This is a genomic window from Camelimonas sp. FR25 (assembly GCF_059740505.1).
In genome coordinates this window covers 34,527-51,000 of sequence record NZ_JCAWFG010000095.1, presented here as the reverse complement: position 1 = coordinate 51,000, position 16,474 = coordinate 34,527, and the positions used below count along the sequence as shown (strand labels likewise).

The 16,474-nt window shown below is 62.2% G+C and carries 9 protein-coding genes and 1 pseudogene; 6 read left to right on the top strand and 4 right to left on the bottom strand.

What is annotated here, in order from left to right; translation table 11 throughout:
- Window positions 1-13 precede the first annotated feature (13 nt).
- Both tssG and AC6A67_RS13825 read left to right on the top strand, forming a co-directional pair.
- Entirely contained in the window at window positions 14-1,075 is a 1,062-nt protein-coding gene (gene tssG, locus AC6A67_RS13830; RefSeq protein WP_498037138.1) for a type VI secretion system baseplate subunit TssG, read from the top strand.
- Between the two features lie 155 nt (window positions 1,076-1,230).
- Window positions 1,231-3,411, top strand: coding sequence for a catalase (locus AC6A67_RS13825; protein ID WP_498037137.1), 2,181 nt, complete (start codon window positions 1,231-1,233; stop codon window positions 3,409-3,411).
- Window positions 3,412-3,606: 195 nt separating this feature from the next.
- On the opposite strand, the gene AC6A67_RS13820 is transcribed toward AC6A67_RS13825, so the two are convergent.
- On the bottom strand, window positions 3,607-6,993 hold the full coding sequence (locus AC6A67_RS13820; protein WP_498037136.1) for an autotransporter family protein: 3,387 nt from the start codon (window positions 6,991-6,993) through the stop codon (window positions 3,607-3,609).
- A gap of 2,488 nt (window positions 6,994-9,481) precedes the next feature.
- Here AC6A67_RS13820 and repA point away from each other — a divergent pair.
- From repA to repC, 3 genes are all read left to right on the top strand, one after another.
- A complete protein-coding gene (gene repA, locus AC6A67_RS13815; RefSeq protein ID WP_498037135.1) occupies window positions 9,482-10,681 on the top strand; it encodes a plasmid partitioning protein RepA in 1,200 nt (399 codons plus the stop codon).
- On the top strand, window positions 10,678-11,667 hold the full coding sequence (repB, locus tag AC6A67_RS13810) for a plasmid partitioning protein RepB (protein WP_498037134.1): 990 nt from the start codon (window positions 10,678-10,680) through the stop codon (window positions 11,665-11,667). The genes repA and repB overlap by 4 nt, the downstream gene beginning before the upstream one ends.
- A 143-nt stretch (window positions 11,668-11,810) precedes the next feature.
- On the top strand, window positions 11,811-13,031 hold the full coding sequence (gene repC / locus AC6A67_RS13805; protein ID WP_498037133.1) for a plasmid replication protein RepC: 1,221 nt from the start codon (window positions 11,811-11,813) through the stop codon (window positions 13,029-13,031).
- Window positions 13,032-13,426: 395 nt separating this feature from the next.
- Here the strand turns inward: repC and AC6A67_RS13800 are convergent, their stop codons facing one another.
- The 3 genes and pseudogenes from AC6A67_RS13800 to AC6A67_RS13790 form a co-directional block, all read right to left on the bottom strand.
- Window positions 13,427-13,594 (bottom strand): DUF6180 family protein, encoded by a 168-nt coding sequence (locus tag AC6A67_RS13800; protein WP_498037132.1) that lies wholly within the window; start codon window positions 13,592-13,594, stop codon window positions 13,427-13,429.
- Window positions 13,595-13,601: 7 nt separating this feature from the next.
- Window positions 13,602-13,889 (bottom strand): annotated as a pseudogene (locus tag AC6A67_RS13795) (DUF6180 family protein); the annotation flags it as partial.
- 370 nt (window positions 13,890-14,259) lie between these two features.
- The gene (locus tag AC6A67_RS13790; protein ID WP_498037131.1) at window positions 14,260-14,991 is read right to left on the bottom strand and encodes a TetR/AcrR family transcriptional regulator; all 732 of its coding nucleotides are present in this window, start codon (window positions 14,989-14,991) and stop codon (window positions 14,260-14,262) included.
- A gap of 229 nt (window positions 14,992-15,220) precedes the next feature.
- Between AC6A67_RS13790 and AC6A67_RS13785 the strand changes: the two genes are divergently transcribed.
- Complete coding sequence (locus AC6A67_RS13785) at window positions 15,221-16,441, top strand: ABC transporter substrate-binding protein (RefSeq protein ID WP_498037130.1); 1,221 nt, start codon at window positions 15,221-15,223, stop codon at window positions 16,439-16,441.
- Window positions 16,442-16,474 lie beyond the last annotated feature (33 nt).

The following is a 16,474-nucleotide window of genomic DNA, read 5'->3' as shown; positions in this document are numbered from 1 at the left end:
AGACAGACCAGCCATGCGCCTTTCCGCGCCCGGATCATGCTCTGGCGTCGGCCTGGTCGATTTCGCCCAAAGCGTGCGCCTGCTCGAGGCCTGCGGCATGCTTGAGGCCTGCGGCATGCTTGCATCTGGCGAAGCGCGCGGCGGTCACGGGGTGAAGGCGCGGTTTGTCTGCGATACCTCCATGCGTCTGCAGGCCGCCGCCATCAGTCAGGTCGCGCGCGACGAAGCGGCGGGCGTGCTGCGGCTAGAGGTCAGCGGCTTCAGCCTGACTGGCGCGGCGGGGGTGTTGCCTTACAGCTATGGGGCGCTGATCCGCAGCGAGTTGCTGCACAAAAACCTGGGACTGAAGGCGTTCATCGACATCTTCCAGCACCGCCCGACGCATCTGTTCTATCGCGCCTGCGTGGTGGGCGCCGTTGCGCTCGCGCCCGAGCGGGCGCAGCGCGGCGAACCCGACGCCTTTACGCGATTGCTCAGCGGCCTGTGTGGGCTTTCAGCGCCCGGGCGGCAGAACCGGCTGTCACTGCCAGACGCCGCCATCATGCCATTTGCGGCGCTGCTGGCTGGACAGATGCGCAGCGCCAGCGGGCTGGGGGCGCTGCTAACCGCTGCGCTCGGCGCCCCCGTGCGCCTCAGCCCCTTGTGCGGGCGCTGGCTGCCCGTACCCGTGGACGAACAGACGCGACTGGGCGAACCGGGCGTCGGACGTCACGCCAGATTGGGCCGCGACGCCATGATTGGCGCCCGGTTGTGGAGCGCCGCAGGCGGCTTTGAGCTGCAGATTGGGCCAGTGTCGGCACGGCTGTTTGCGGCGCTGTCGCCTGAGGGGAAGCTGGCGCAGCGGGCGCGGGCGCTCTGCGATCTTTACTGCGGCCTGGCGTTTCAGCCGCAACTCCGGCTGCTGGTTGCGCCCGAGGCGATCACTCCAGCGCGTCTCGCGCCGTCGAACGCTGCGTCGCCGCCCGAAACGCCCGGCAGCCGACTGGGCCGGAACGCCTGGCTCCTCGCCGGGCGGGCCACTGCTGCGCACGATGACCTCTGCTATCCATTATTCGACCCCACCCCAGATTGCTGAACTGGCGTTGCGCGGGCCCGGTGAAGCGAGATCGATCGATCTCGCCTCACCGTCGCAGGCAGCCTGCTCCCGTTAAGTTGACCGGAACACCCCTCGCCCACTGAACGTTTCATCAGAGCAGTTCCAATCTGGTCGCCACGGCGGCCCGTCGACTGATGGGGAGACGCACAGTGCCGAAGAAGACGCCTGACGCTACGACCGCCACGCCCGCCGCCACCAACAGCCTGCACGCCATCGCCCCAGGCGCCGGTCGCCCGGGCATCGTTGAGGATCACGGCCACGGCGGCGAAACCCAGCAGCACATCGCCCATGACGGCGACCACAAGGACGGCGTATCCCATCTCACCGACAATTTTGGCCATCGCATTGCTGACAACCAGAATTCGCTGAAGGCCGGCGCGCGCGGCCCGACACTGCTGGAAGATTTCATCCTGCGGGAGAAGATTTTTCACTTTGACCACGAGCGTATCCCCGAACGGATTGTTCATGCGCGTGGCAGCGGCGCCCATGGGGTGTTCGAATGCACCAAAGCCATTCCTGAATTAACGAAAGCGACGCTATTCCAGAAGGTTGGCGCGCAATGTCCGGTGTTCGTGCGCTTCTCAACCGTCGCCGGCGGCGCAGGCTCGGTCGATACGCCGCGCGATGTCCGTGGCTTTGCAGTGAAACTGTATACGGACGCGGGCAATTGGGATCTGGTCGGCAATAATATCCCGGTGTTCTTTATCCAGGACGCGATGAAGTTTCCGGATCTGGTGCACAGTGTCAAAATGGAGGCCGACCGCGGTTATCCGCAGGCGGCGTCGGCGCATGACACCTTCTGGGATTTTGTCAGCCTGATGCCGGAAACCATGCACATGATCATGTGGGCGATGTCAGACCGGGCGATCCCGCGCTCCTATCGCATGATGGAAGGCTTCGGCGTCCATACGTTCCGCATGGTCAACGCCAAGGGCGAGGGCCGCTTCGTCAAGTTCCACTGGAAGCCGGTGCTCGGCCTGCAATCGACGACCTGGGACGAAGCGGTGAAGATCGCAGGCGCCGATCCCGATTTCCATCGCCGCGACCTGTATGAGGCGATTGCAGCGGGCGATTACCCGCAATGGGACCTTGGCATCCAGGTGTTCGATGAAGCCTTCGCGGAAAAACAGCCTTATGACGTGCTGGACGCGACCAAATTGACCCCGGAAGAGGATGTGCCGGTCCAGATCATCGGTCGCATGACGCTGAACCGTAATGTCGACAATTTCTTCGCCGAGACCGAGCAGGCGGCGTTTCTGCCGTCAAATATTATTCCAGGCATTGATTTCAGCAATGACCCGCTGCTGCAGGGCCGGCTGTTCTCTTATCTGGACACCCAGAAGTCGCGACTTGGCACGACGAACTTCCATCAGATCCCGATCAATGCGCCGAAATGCCCGTTCCACAATTTCCAGCGCGACGGCCTGATGCAGACCCTCATCCCCACGGGCCGCGCCAATTATGAGCCAAACAGCCTCGCAGAAGCGGGCGAGGACGGCGGCCCCCGCGCCTGCCCTGAAACCGGCTTCACCAGCTTTACGGCCAATGCCGAGCGCAATAACCCAAATGAGAAGCTGCGCATCCGCGCCGAGCTGTTCGCCGACCATTACAGCCAGGCGCGCCTGTTCTACCGTTCGCAGACGGCGAACGAGCAGGCGCACATCGTCTCAGCCATCGTCTTTGAACTATCCAAGGTGTCTCTGACCCATGTGCGGCAGCGGGTTGTGGCGCGCCTGCGCAATATCGACGAGGATCTGGCGAAGCGCGTCGCCCAGGGCCTTGCCATGCCGCTGCCAGACAAGGCGCCGGCGGCGCGCGCGCCGGTCGAAATGAAGCCGTCAGACGCCCTGTCGATCCAGAAAAACGCCAAAGACACCTTCAAGGGACGTAAGGTGGCGATCCTGTTCGCCGAGGGCTCGGACAAGGCCATGATCGAGCGCCTGCAGGGCGAGATCAGCCAGGCCGGCGGCACACCCTTCCTCGTGGCCCCCAAGGTCGGGCCCATCGCCGTGAAGGGCGGCGAGCTGAGCGCCGACGGTCAGCTCGCCGGCTCACCTTCGGTGCTGTTCGACGCTGTGGCCTCAGTTGTTATGCCCGAGGCCGCCAAAGCCATGACCCGGGATGGCGCAGCGGTGCAATGGTTCATGGACGCCTACGCCCATTGTAAAACCATCGCCCATTGTAAGGGAACCCAGATCCTGCTCGACCACGCCCATGTCGAGACTGACGAGGGTGTGGTCCCACTCGAGCAACTGGCGACTGTCGGCGTCCGGCGGCACTGGAGCCGCGAACCCAACGTGCGTGATCTGGCGTGAGTGATTGGGCGACGGCATGGCGCGAGCCGGCTGGCTGCGCTGTCCCGTCGCCTAACAGCAACGTGGTGTAGGCCGGGGTCCACAAATAGCCGGCAATACGCCCGACGCCGGATTTGCTGTGCTCCCATACCAGCCCTTCCAGGCGAGTGCTCGATGACCGTGCCAGTCACATACCCAGCCTTATCAAGCTCAACATCACCAATTGTAGCGTAGCCCAACCGTACCGCTGATTTCTCGCCTGGTCTGACGGTGTCGCGTCTGAATATGCCGGGTCCATCCAGCGTTGGCGAACATAGACAGGGCGTCATTCATCTTGACGATGGCGCCGCCGCTGAGCTCGAGACGTCTGCCGCGATCGACGACCGCCGCGAACTGGCTGTGGTTATAGCTGATCATTGATCGCCCGCCGCTTTCCTGCCAGAGGTTAATCCTTACATAGGTCTGGTAGCTACGCCCCATATCATCCCGAAGCGTCCAGCGGCCGCGCACGCCAACCCGACCGCTTGCGCCGGTGGACTTGCCAGGATCGATGATCGAATGGCGATCAGCGCTGTCAGCCATGGCGACGTGCTGCCAGATGAATTGTCCCTGGGGCTCGATGACAACGTCGGCGCCAATCGGCAAGGCGATTGGGTATCCGGCCTCCAGCGAGGCGATGACCCCATGGCCCCGATTTTTAAGCAGCCCGATCTGCGTCTCAGCCTGCGTCTGGTAGCGCGTCAACTGCGCCACCGCGTCGACATAGAGCCCCCACCGCGTGACATGGGTCCAGTATGCGCCCCCGGAGTACGCGTCCATCACGACGCGGCCAGTCCGCGCCAGATCATACTGCAACGCCGGGTTGGTCACGAGCCCCCTGATCTCTGGACGGGTGCGCCCTGCTGCGAAATAGACGCCCATACTGTCGAACGCCCCGCGGCCAAACAGGTCGCCCCGAAAGAGGTCAAGCCCGACCTGTAATGCTGCCAGATCGCCCCTGGCGCGGGGACTCGCCAGCGACAGAGAGGTATTATTGTAATGCTGACCGATAATTCTTCCCCAGGCCGCTCCCGCCGACGCCCTGCCACTGTGCGCGATTGCTGCATCAGGACCGGCGCCTAGCGCCGCCACGTCTCCCGCCCGCTCATTGAAGGTGCCCACAAATGCCTTACCCATCATCCGGGTCAGAGGCTGGATGGCTGAATATACTGAGACTTCGGCCTCGAGGATAGGTTGCGGCATTCCCAACAGTTGATTGGCGGGTATGGCGGGAAATACGGGCGGGAAGCCGGGTGAACCTCCGCCGCCGCCAGGCACAACCGGCTGGTCCGGCTGGTTCGGCTCGATGGGCTGGATAGGTTCGATGGGCTTGACGTCCGGATTGGTCAGCGACGAGATGAGGAACCAGTCTTGTGCAGATGATGCGCCGCCGCGTGCCAAACGGTAAGAGAAGAGACCCGCGCGCAACTGCCCGGACAGGGTAAACGCGCCCGGATCCGTTGTGGCGCCGTCGCGGGTTTCAATCACACGAATGCCATTGACAGAGGCTGCGCCAACGCCGCCAGCATTGCTCACCGACACCATTGTCGTCCCGGTCGCCGCGCCCCCTGCCAGGATCAGGCTATCTGTTGGCGATGCGTCGCCACCCAACACGGTGTTCAGTCGCAGCGTCCCCCCAGCCCCGACATAGTTGCCGCGAATGGTGAATGCGCCAAACGGCCCCGTGCCGTCGGCAAGTGGTCCGGGCTTGATCACGCCTGCATTATTGACGTCCGCCGCCAGCACGCCGCCGCCAAACAGGGTTGCGCCCGCGGCGATCGTGGCCACTGGCGCGGTGACCGAGCCCGCCAGTTCCAGGGCGCCGCTGTTGAAGCTGGCGGATTCGAGGAATGTGCTGTTACCGGACAGCCGCCAGGCCTCCCCATCCATCGATAGTGTGGCGAAGCCGCTAAACGCGGAGTCTTCCGCCGCCGTTCCTTGCAAAACCACCGCATTGCCGGCGCCCGTCGCCGTCGCGTCGCCCACCAGATCAGAGCCTGTGCCAAGGAGGAGCGTCAGATCATTACCAGCGAAGCCAACTGCAAGCCCGGACGTCCCTTCAATCCGCCCCGTATTCTCGACGACTGATGTCGCCCCATCCTGTATTTCCAGACCGATGGCTCCTGACATCACGCCGCTGTTGTTCACGGTCACGCCTGTGCCGTTCTTCAGGCTGACGCCCGTCCCGGCCCCGCCTTCGATCAGCCCGGCATTGTCAAGGGAGAGAACATATCGGGTCGCCGCAATGCCGCCGATGCCCCTCATAACGCCCGTCGCTGCATTGACAATCCGCAACTTGCGCGTGGGATTGTCCTGCACGAGTGGATCATCGAGAGAAATGGCAAGACCATGCGTTCCGACGATAGACCCTGCATTTGTAATATGCATGTCATTTTTTTCACCGTTAACGACGGGACCTACCGGAATACTGCTGCTTATGCCTACCGCGCCGGAAATTGTGCCAGTAGCGCTATTGGTCATTTCGAGCCAGGCGTTAGTGGCTTGCACGCCTGGCCTACCGCCGGTCCCCGCGATCAGGCCAGAATTCATGACCCGCAGCAGGCCGCTGTCCTGGACTACGCCTGCTGCACCTAAGACAGCGCCGGTGGACTGATTTGTGACAACCAGCCGTCCGCCAATCGCGCTCGCAAGGGAAATGCCCGCATTATCCCCCAGCGAAGTAATACTGCCAGCGTTATCGACAACAAGTGACGCGACATTCACTCCGCCGACGATTGCTTTAAACCCATGAATAATTGCGTCGGCCTCGTTATTGATCACATAATTTCCCGACTGATTTTCAGCGCGCGTCCCGGGAAACAGCCAGATTGCTGTCCCTGCATCGAGGCCTGCCTGAATTTGGCCGCCAGCCCTGTTCGTCACCACGAATGGCGGCGCCAGATCGGGTGAGGAACCCGCAGCGATTGTACCGTCAAGAGCGATCGCATTGCCCCGCGGATCTGTCGCGATGATGGTGGAAAAATTTTCGATCGTCGTGGTGGTGACGCTAGAGCCAGGCGGGTTTTTCACCCCAGTCAAAATAACACCAAGCGGACCTGTGCCAAATGCGAGAGGCTGGCCTGGTGGCGATGGGGTGAGAAACCCCGCGCCGGATATCTGACCACGATTGACCACTTGGCAGCCGTGCGCGCAATAAACTGCGGCTTGCGCTCCAGAGAGCACGCCGGTCTCAGAATTCGAAAAGTGCGCGCCCCCGGCTTCAAAGCCAATCAACAGCGAATTATTGAAATCCGACTGAACAGTTCCATTGTTTTGAAAAGAAGATCCGGCGACGCCCCCGAAATTCACCGCCACGCCTGTTACTGATGCTTGTGATCCTGCGACAAAGTGCAGAATCCCATCATTGAGCAATTCGAACGGCTTGGTGGCCTCGCGCGGGCCAAAAATTGCCGCCCGTTCCGCGCCTATGCCGGTGGAGACCGTCACACCTGAAAGGACGTGGGCTGAAATCGTGGGATTGGCGGACACAGTTGGCAACGTGACTGGACCTGAATCCGTTGCAATAATGACATTGTAGTCTGCTGAACCTGACGGGCTCCACAATAGCGTCGCCGCCGCCAGCGCAGTTGCCCCATACGCCACCTGAGCCGGTAATCGCCTGGAACGCATAGCTGCCCCCTCTCATCCCTACAAGGTACAGAATTTACTCGGGGCGCCAGACGTACAGCGATGCAATACGCCAACCCACCGCCTCTATATAAGATGTTCTGCGAACGAGCGCCAAGTGAGTTGGCTTTTTTTACTTACGCTATTCAGCGTAGTGTTGCAAAATGGCGGCGATTATTATTATGTGTTAACGTTCAGTAAATATTGCTTCACGCTGCTGGCCATGTTGTTCTGAGGACACACCACGGGGCGCCGGCCGCCCTCCCCGCGGCGGGACGGGACAACGTCCGTCCATGCGCCGCGACGACCACGTGTCGGTACGTGACCACCCATACCCATATGTCGACCACCTGCGCTGGTCCGACACGAACAGCGCCCGACCATGCCCTTGGGCGCGCGTTTCGTAACCTGTCTCTCGCCTCGCTTCGGTGATGTACTGGTGCGCCAGCGAACGCACAGAGGGCGCCCGTTACCCGGAACCTGACGCGTTTAACCTCCTGTGCGACCCGGCTGCTTTCGCCATCATGTCCAGCCTGGATGGCATGCCCTGGGCGGACACACGCACGTGTGGCCCCCGTTCACGACGAGGAGCGCCCGTCATTAGGGCGGCGGGGCGACAGGGCTGACCAGGACGGGGGTATGGCGACTGAGGCATCCTATGCGAAGCCGTCGTTCAGGTCTTTGCCGGCCCTTTCCCGCGGTGTGGATCCGGATTAGTTTCCTTTGGAAACAATCATGCGCAAATTTATGTGCCCCAACGGTCTGGCTACACCTGGTCCTTGATGCAGCAACCAGCGGCCCCCGGGTCATTAGCATTCTGGGCGACAGCTGCATGCCAGGCCACTGCCTGATTCTGCCCCCCTTACAATTCTTGGAGATCATGCCGTCCCGCCAGCGCAGGCGGACTAGTCGCGGCGTATGCGAACTTGGTGGCCGTATCGACGATCCGCCTCATCCAGTTGGCGCCACGCTGCGGCCGGCGCCGTGGCAGGGCCATCGTAACGGTATGGTTGTCATCCGTTTGCGGGGCCTTCTATCGCGAGGCGCATTGTCTCCACTTCAATTGGTTGTTGCCCCCTCACCTTCTGTTTAGCTGGTCGTCGCACCTGCAACCGGGACGATGATTGCGGGCAAATCACTGCTGGTCCGTCGCCAGAAGCCGATTCCGTAGTCACGGACTTCAGCTTCAGCATCAGGCCGCCTGGTAATGGCGTCGGTGACCTTCGCGGATCGCATACGTCTGTGCCAGCGGAATGCGGGGCGTCGGCTGTTCGGGCCAGGCCCGCGTCTGGAGCGCAGAGGTTAAACTGCCCCCCTGCTGGCAATCTTGTGCAATGCGTCAGTTGCGCGGGACGCTCGACGCACGGCGGCTGCCTGCACCCCCCCGACTCTTGAATAAGGGCGCGCACAAGCCCGAGGCACGCTGGTGAGTGGCGGCGCACCTGCTGGGTCCGGGAGGACCGGGTAGCCATGCCCCGCTGGCGCCAGCGCCGACCAACGCATTGCCGTGGGAGGAGTGACGGCAGCGTTCCGGGCCGCGGCATCAAGCACAAGGTCCCGATCTGCCGGTTTCCCATCATTCCATGTCTGGGCGTCGCGGGGCTGGAAAGTCACGAGGGGCAACGGGGCTGCCTGGCAGGCCATCACCCGCTAGAGCAGATCATACGACGGCTGGCTGTACTTCCCGGCGGCAGCGGGGAGGCTGTCTGCTGTCGTGCGGCGCGCGCTGCAATGTGGGTCCTGCTGCCTGCGCGAAACCTGCGGCGCCGCTGCCCCGCGACGTCCAGAACTCGCGCACCCTCGCCGCCCGGCGTGCACTGCGATCGACAAGCGAGCAACAGCCGCCGCGCCGATCGCGTACAGCAGGTGCACAAGAGACAGGCTTTGCGCCCGCAAGCGAACGCAGCCTCGGGCAAGCGCATGCCGAGGCTCACATCCAGTAAGGTGACGCGTCCGGCGCATAGCATTCGACCTCGCGCGGGGGCGCGGGCCACTCAGAGTGATGGCGCCTGCCACACGCATGCTTCGCCCGGATTGCAGCAACCCGCTGCTGTCGCGGGACGGACGTTCTCCTTCCCAAAGGCTTGGGTTCAGGCGCCTGTCGCGACATCGCCTGGCCACTGGCCCTCATTGCGCTCCAGGGTTTCGGCCGTTTGCGTCTTGCTGCAACAGCAAGACGCATCAACTGGAAGCGCCCCGACCAGGCACACTATTTGTCCACGACCTGAGCCCTTTCCGCTCGCCGTGGCTCGCCCTCTGTCGTCGATATAGGGGCAGGGACGAGCGTGCCCCAGAGTTGGAAAGTTGGCCGCGGCCAACTCGCTTTCCTGCAGCAACGAATCGGGGCATGTTGGATACGGTTTTTTAAGGCAGTCGGTCCAAAATCCGTATGCTGAATAAAACCGTTTTGCAGGGAACATGTGTTTTGCCAGAAGCAGCCGTCAAGACAACAGATGTCCGCATTGAGCAGCAGGCGCGCCAACTGTCGCGCCAACTCAAACTGCTATCCGAACATCTGTTCCCGCCGCAATCACAGAAATCCCTGCGCACCTTTACCTCAGGCGAAGCCGCCCAGCTGATTGGCGTGTCCGACGGCTATCTGCGGCAGCTGTCGCTCGACGGCAAGGGTCCCGCGCCGGATCTGTCCAGCACGGGCCGCCGGTCGTACCGGCTCGAACAGATCAATGAGCTGCGGCAGTTCCTCGCTGAGGCAAAGCCGCGCGATGCCGGCAACTATTTGCCACGACGCGGGCCGGGTGAAAAGCTGCAGACCATCGCCGTCACCAATTTCAAGGGCGGCTCGGCCAAAACCACAACGACGCTGTATCTGGCGCAATACCTTGCGCTGCAGGGCCTGCGCGTGCTCGCCATCGACCTGGATCCGCAGGCGTCCCTGTCGTCCATGCTTGGGGTGCAACCAGAGTTTGACGTGCAGGATGGCGAGACGCTCTATGGGGCAATTCGTTATGACGAACAGCGCCGTCCACTCAGGGATATTATCCGGCAAACTTATTTTTCAGGGCTCGATCTTGTTCCGGGCAATCTCGAGCTCATGGAATTTGAGCATGAGACGCCGCGCGCGCTGATGCGCGGGCGCACGGCGCCAGGCGCAGCGTTCTTCGAGCGGGTCGGCGTCGCCATAGCCGAGGTGGAGGCCGACTACGATATCGTTGTTATCGACTGCCCGCCCCAGCTTGGCTATCTCACGCTCGGCGCTGTCTGCGCCGCCACCTCCATGTTGATCACCATCCACCCCCAGATGGTGGATGTCGCCTCCATGTCGCAGTTCCTGCTGATGACTTCGGATTTGCTGGCAGTGGTTCGCGAGGCCGGCGGGACGCTATCGCACGACTGGATCAGATATTGCGTCACCCGTCATGAGCCCTTTGATGGCCCGCAATCGCAGATCGTCGCGCTGCTGCGAAACCTGTTCGCTGACGACGTGCTGACAGCGACCGTGCTCAAGTCCACGGCCATCTCCGACGCCGGACTATCGAAGCAGACGCTGTATGAGATTGAGCGCGGGCAGGTGCGGAAATCGACTTATGATCGCGCGCTTGAATCGATCAACGCGGTCAATGCCGAAATCCTGGGATCAATCTATCGCGTGTGGGGGCGTAAATGAGCTCACGTCGCAAGGCGCTTGAAGGCATCTTCAAACAATCCTCCGAGGAGTTGGCCGCGGCCAACTTTACGCCGGAGGCTGCGCCCCGGGCAACCGCCGGGCCCGTGCGCACCATGGCGCTCAGCCTCAACCGTATGGAGACGGAAGCCAAGGCCCTGCAGGAGGCATTGAGCGCCGGCCATCACATCCAGGAAATCGAGCCAGGTCTCATCGACCCTTCCTTCGTCCGCGACCGTCTGGACGATATCGTCTTCGCCGAAGACGATCCCTTCCTGGTTTCAATCCGTGACAACGGACAGGAAGTACCGATCCTTGTGCGACCACATCCCGAAGATGCGGCCCGATATCAGGTTGCCTACGGCCATCGCCGCCTGCAGGCGGCGCGGGTGCTTGGGCGCAAGGTGCGGGCTATTGTGCGGGCGTTCGATGACGAACAGCTGGTGATCGCCCAGGGCGTCGAGAATAATGATCGCCAGAACCTGTCCTATATCGAACGCGCGCTGTTCGCCCATCGGCTCGAACAGCGCGGGTTCTCCCGTCGGGTGATCATGTCGGCGCTATCGACCGACAAGACCGAGCTCTCAAAGCTGCTGTCAGTGGCCGCTGCTGCGCCAGAGGACGTCATTGCCGCAATCGGCAGCGCGCCCGGGATCGGTCGCCGCAAATGGCAGGCTTTCGCCGCCGCCTGGTCTGGCGCGCGCCTGGGCGCATTGCGCAAGCTGATTGCAACAGCGGAATGGGCGGCCCTTGGGTCAAACCAGCGTTTCGAGCGCGCCATGGCCGCCTTGTCCCAGTCAGCCAGTGAGGCGGCCGAACCGCGGGAATGGAAGCCTGCGCATGGCGGAAAAGTGGTTGCAAGCATTCGCCCTGGCGACCGCAGCTGGGCGCTATCGCTGCGTAAAGCCGACGCCGGGCGTTTCGGCGATTATCTCGCCGGGCGTCTCGACCAGCTTTACGACGATTTTCTGAACTCTGACGGAGGATAGGCCGCAAAAGAAAAAGGCCCCCAAACGTTGCCGCTGGAAGCCCTTCTCTCGTGTAGCAGCTTGAGAATCACACTTCCAATGACTCCTGTCAAGAGCATCGTTTTCGGTGGCTGAACCCTTTTGCCTTGTCGAAGGTGAAAACGATGCAGTGTGCATATGGACTAACGCCGCATGGACGGCGAACGCCTGATCTTGCCCAATTGAGAAGCCGACGCGTTCATGTCCGTCCCGAGGACAGCCAGCCAGCCACAGTCAATAAGTGGCAGGTGTTTCGCGATGTTTGCGCCGCGCGCAACATGCTGGGTCTGCGCGACCGTGCGCTGGCGGTGCTCAACGCTTTGCTCAGCTTCCATCCTGATGTGGACCTTGGAGCGCAGGCGGTCATCGTCTTCCCGTCCAACAGCCAATTGACGGCCCGCGCCAATGGCATCGCCGGCGCAACGTTGCGGCGCGCCATCGCTGCCCTCGTTGCGGCGGGCGTGATCTGCCGTAACGACAGCCCAAACGGCAAGCGTTACGCACGCCGAAATGGAGCAGGGGACATCGAACATGCGTTCGGCTTCGACCTGACCCCGCTGCGTTATCGGGCGGCAGAGTTCGGCGGCATGGCCGAGAAGGTCCGCGCCCAGGCAGCCGAGACGCGCAACGCCCGGGAAGCCTTCAGCCTGTGCCGTCGTGACGTTCGCAAGCTCATCGCCGCGGCGATAAGCGACGGCGAGGCGGGAGATTGGCCTGTCCTTCAGGCCGCCTGCGACGCCATCATTTGCTCTGTCCCACGCACTGCAGACATCAGTGTGCTTAAATCCGCGCTGGTCGCCATGGAACAACTGCGCTCAGATGTGCTTAAAGCACTGAACATCAAGACAGATTCCGCACATATGGGCGCCAGTGAGCGTCAATATGAGCGCCACAAAGAGAGTCAAAACCCAGAATCCCATATTGAAATAGATTCAGATTCCGGATTTTTGAAAGCTGGTCTTGAAACCGTAGCGACTGACGATGCGCCGCGGGTCCCGCCCCCCCCACTGGATATGGTGCTCAGGGCGTGCCCGCAGATTATCGCTTTCTCCCGAGGCCAACGTGTTGGCACCTGGCGGGATCTGCATCAGGCGGCCGAACTGGCAAGCCGTATGCTGGGCATAGGCAAGGCCGCCTGGAGTCTGGCTAGCCAGGTCATGGGACCCGAGAGCGCCTCAACCACCATTGCTCACATCCTGGAACGGCATGACGTCATTACAAACCCTGGCGGCTATCTGAACCGCCTCACGGTCCAGGCCCGGACTGGAGATTATGAGCCGGCAAATGTCCTGTTGACCATACTATCCCGGACGTCTGTTGGAAGTCGGGTGACACCAGCATTTTGAGCGGCTGGGACATGCTGGGGTGAGCATCAACGCGTCCTTCCGTGCGAAGGGACCCTGCTGGTCTACGCGCAACCACCTGCTTCACCCGGCGTCGGCGGGATTGAGCGCCGAGGCTTCATACCAGAACCCGATGCGTATGACTCATCGGTTTCTGGTTAAGCCCGTGCGGCGCCTGAGCATGTCAGGATGCGGATGCGTCAGCATCTTCGCATCCTGGTATCAGATGATTGCCTGTCCTGCGCAGAAGGCTTGTGGACGCTCAAAGCAGGGGTGATCGCGCGGCCTGGCTACCCCGTTGCGGGCAGGCGCTGGCTCAAATGGCGCGGCGTCTTGCGTCGCCGACGGGAGGCAGTGGCCGGGAACACCGGGACGGGGAGGCAGCGCTGCGCGCAGGGTTATTTTGCGGCTGCAGCTTGCAGCGCGGCGTCGATGTCATGAACGAACTGGCCAGCCATGTTCTCGTCGGGACGATAGGCGATGCTCTGGCTCAGATAGACCAGGCGCGACCCATCGGCGATGCAGTAAACCATGAAAGACCAGCCGCCAGATGCGGGGGCCGCCACTCACCAACGCGAGCTTGCCAGCGTGGCGTTCACTCTGGGTTCTAAGGCCAGCGGCTCGCGCCCTGGTCGCGACGATGTTGGCGCATTGCTCCGGGTTCAGCCTCGCGACATCGGTCCTCTGGACGGAATAGTGCAGCTGGAAATCATCATCCGCCGCTCGCGCCGTGCTCGGTTCCAGCACAGGGGCAATGCTGACCGCGAGCGCCAATGCAACAAGGTTCGCCGGGCTAACACAGAAGCGCCATGCTGTGACGCTGGGAAATCGAGACAGTTGGACTGATGCAAGCTGATTCATGCCGACACACATGCCATTGCAGTTCATTCTCGCCATGCAGCCCTCCCTGGCAACCCGCTGTCGCGCCGCCGCCAGTTGCGCTCACCAGGTCAGCGGCGCTTCAGTCGACGGAGTGCGTTGTATTACGCTACGTCATTTTCAGACGACAGAAGATCACAATCGTTTCAGCCTTGTTCAGGGCGCTGCGATATGCGCAGGACGGACAATCGATACAGTCAGTTCTTCAAGCAGCGCTGGAGCAGTAATCAGGCGCCGCCGTCTGCGTGCGCGCTGTGGTGCTTGCGTCTGGACGAGGCTGTGCTGATGCGCGAACGCCCAGAATGGGCGGGCGCTGGTTCGGCGATGGCCGATCCGGGGGAGGGCCGTCTCGCTAGGGCTGAGACGCCGGGTTCATGACGCCGCGCATGACGATCTCCAGCACCGTATCGCAATAGGCGCTCACGCGGGCGGGATCGCAGGCGTTGTGGCCGTACATGGCGTCGGTGACGGCGGCGATACTGAAGGGCATCGAGGCGGCGGAGGTGATGAGGTTGGACACATCGTGCACCGGCATGCGCCGGATCAGGCCGGCATCCATGGCGGCGCTGATCGCCGCGTCAAAGGGCTGTATGCCAGGGCGCACATAGGTCTCCATCAACCAGTCGAAGCGACTGGATCGCGCCATCGCTTCATGGGTGATGATGCGGATATAATGCGGTTCGGCGGCGTTGGCCTCCACCAGCCGCCGCACCAATATGCGCAGGCGGTCCAGCGGCGTCACATCGTTCAGCTCAAGCCGGCCGACAGGGAAAAACCGGCCACGGCGGCGCATCAGCCGCGCAATGGCCTCGCGCCAGAGCTGCTCCTTGGCGCCAAAATGATAGTGGACCATGGATTGGGTCAGGCCCGCCGCCCGGGCGACCGCGCCTGTGCTGACTGGCTCATAACCCCAGTCGGCGAACAGCTCGATCGCCGCATCAAGCAGCTTTTCGCGCGATGAATCAACGTGGTCGGCGCGTGGCGGCCGGCCCGGTCCCCGTTTTTTGGCGACGGTCCCGTCCTGCTGAACGGGGGGTGGCGCATTGGTCCCGGACAGTGGGGTGTCCGGCTGTTGGCGGCCCATATCGCCTCGATCCTGTAACGTTAGGCGCGCCGTGCCGTCAGCCGTAGGCTGCCAGCGCGCGCACCGGAAAATTGTGGCGAACCTTCCCCGCCCACCGGCGATCGGCAAGGCGCCGCACTCTCACTATAGCGCGCTTGTAATTATTCAAAGCATATGATGATATCAATTGAGTTAATAATTAATGGCGCACTGGCTTGCCGCGCGCCAGCCACAATGGGGGGAACGGGTCATGGGTATCAACACCGGCGCTGTGCTGGGTGGGGTTATCGCTGCGCTGGCTGCGGCGACCTTGTGGACGGGCGCGGCGTTCAGCGCTACGGACGAAGTGGTCATCGGCGTGCTGACCGACAAGAATTCGATTTATGCCGAATTCGGCGGCGAAGGATCGGTGGTCGCCGCAAGGCTGGCGATCGAGGATCATGGCGGCAAGGCGCTCGGCAAGCCGGTCAGGCTGCTCTCGGCCGACCATCAGAACAAGGCTGACATCGGGCTCGCCACCGTGCGCCGCTGGTATGACGTGGATGGCGTCGACGCAGTGTTTGACGTGCTGAATTCCGGCATGGCGCTGCCGATCCAGCTGCTGGCGGCGGAGAAAGACCGGCTGGTGTTTGTCTCCGGCGCCAACAATCGCGACCTCAACGGCAAGTCCTGTTCGCCGCATGGCTACACATGGGGCTATGACAGCTATTCCCTGTCGAAGGCCGTCGTGTCTGGCGTGATGCAGCAGGAGGGCCCGAAAGCCAAAAAGTGGTTCTTCATCACCCTCGACTACGCTGCAGGCCACAATATTGAGCTGGATTCGGCGGCGGTCGTGAAGGCGAATGGCGGCGAGGTGGTGGGGTCGGTCCGCTACGCCCTGGGCACAAATGATTTCGCCTCAGCCCTGCTCAAGGCCCAGTCGTCTGGAGCCGATGTCATTGGCCTGGCGACCGGCGGCCGCGATCTGCAGAACATCATCAAGCAGGCGCGCGAATTCGGCCTCAACCAGAAGATCGCCACCATCTTCCTGACCACCACAGACATTCAGGGGCTCGGGCAGGATGTGGCCAAGGGCTTGCCCATGACAGTCGATTACTACTGGGACCGGGATGAAGGTAGCCGCAAATTTGCGGAACGGTTCAAGAAGATCCACGGCAAGGTTCCCACCAATACCCAGGCGTCGGTGTATTCTGCCGTCAACCATTATCTCAAGGCCGTCGACAAGGCCGGCACGACGCAGACCGGCAAGGTCATTCCGGTGATCAATGAGATGATCGTAGAGGACGCCTTCACCAGTAACGGCAAGATCCGCGCCGACGGCAGGATGATGCGCGACATGTATTACGCCGTGATCAAATCACCCGAAGACAGCAAACACGCTGACGATTTCGCGAAGATCGTCGCGGTGATCCCCGCAGACCAGGCCTTCAGGCCGGCATCTGAAAGCGAGTGCCCGCGCCTCGCCCGCTGATGCGGATGGTCAGGGCGCCGCGCGTCGTCCCGT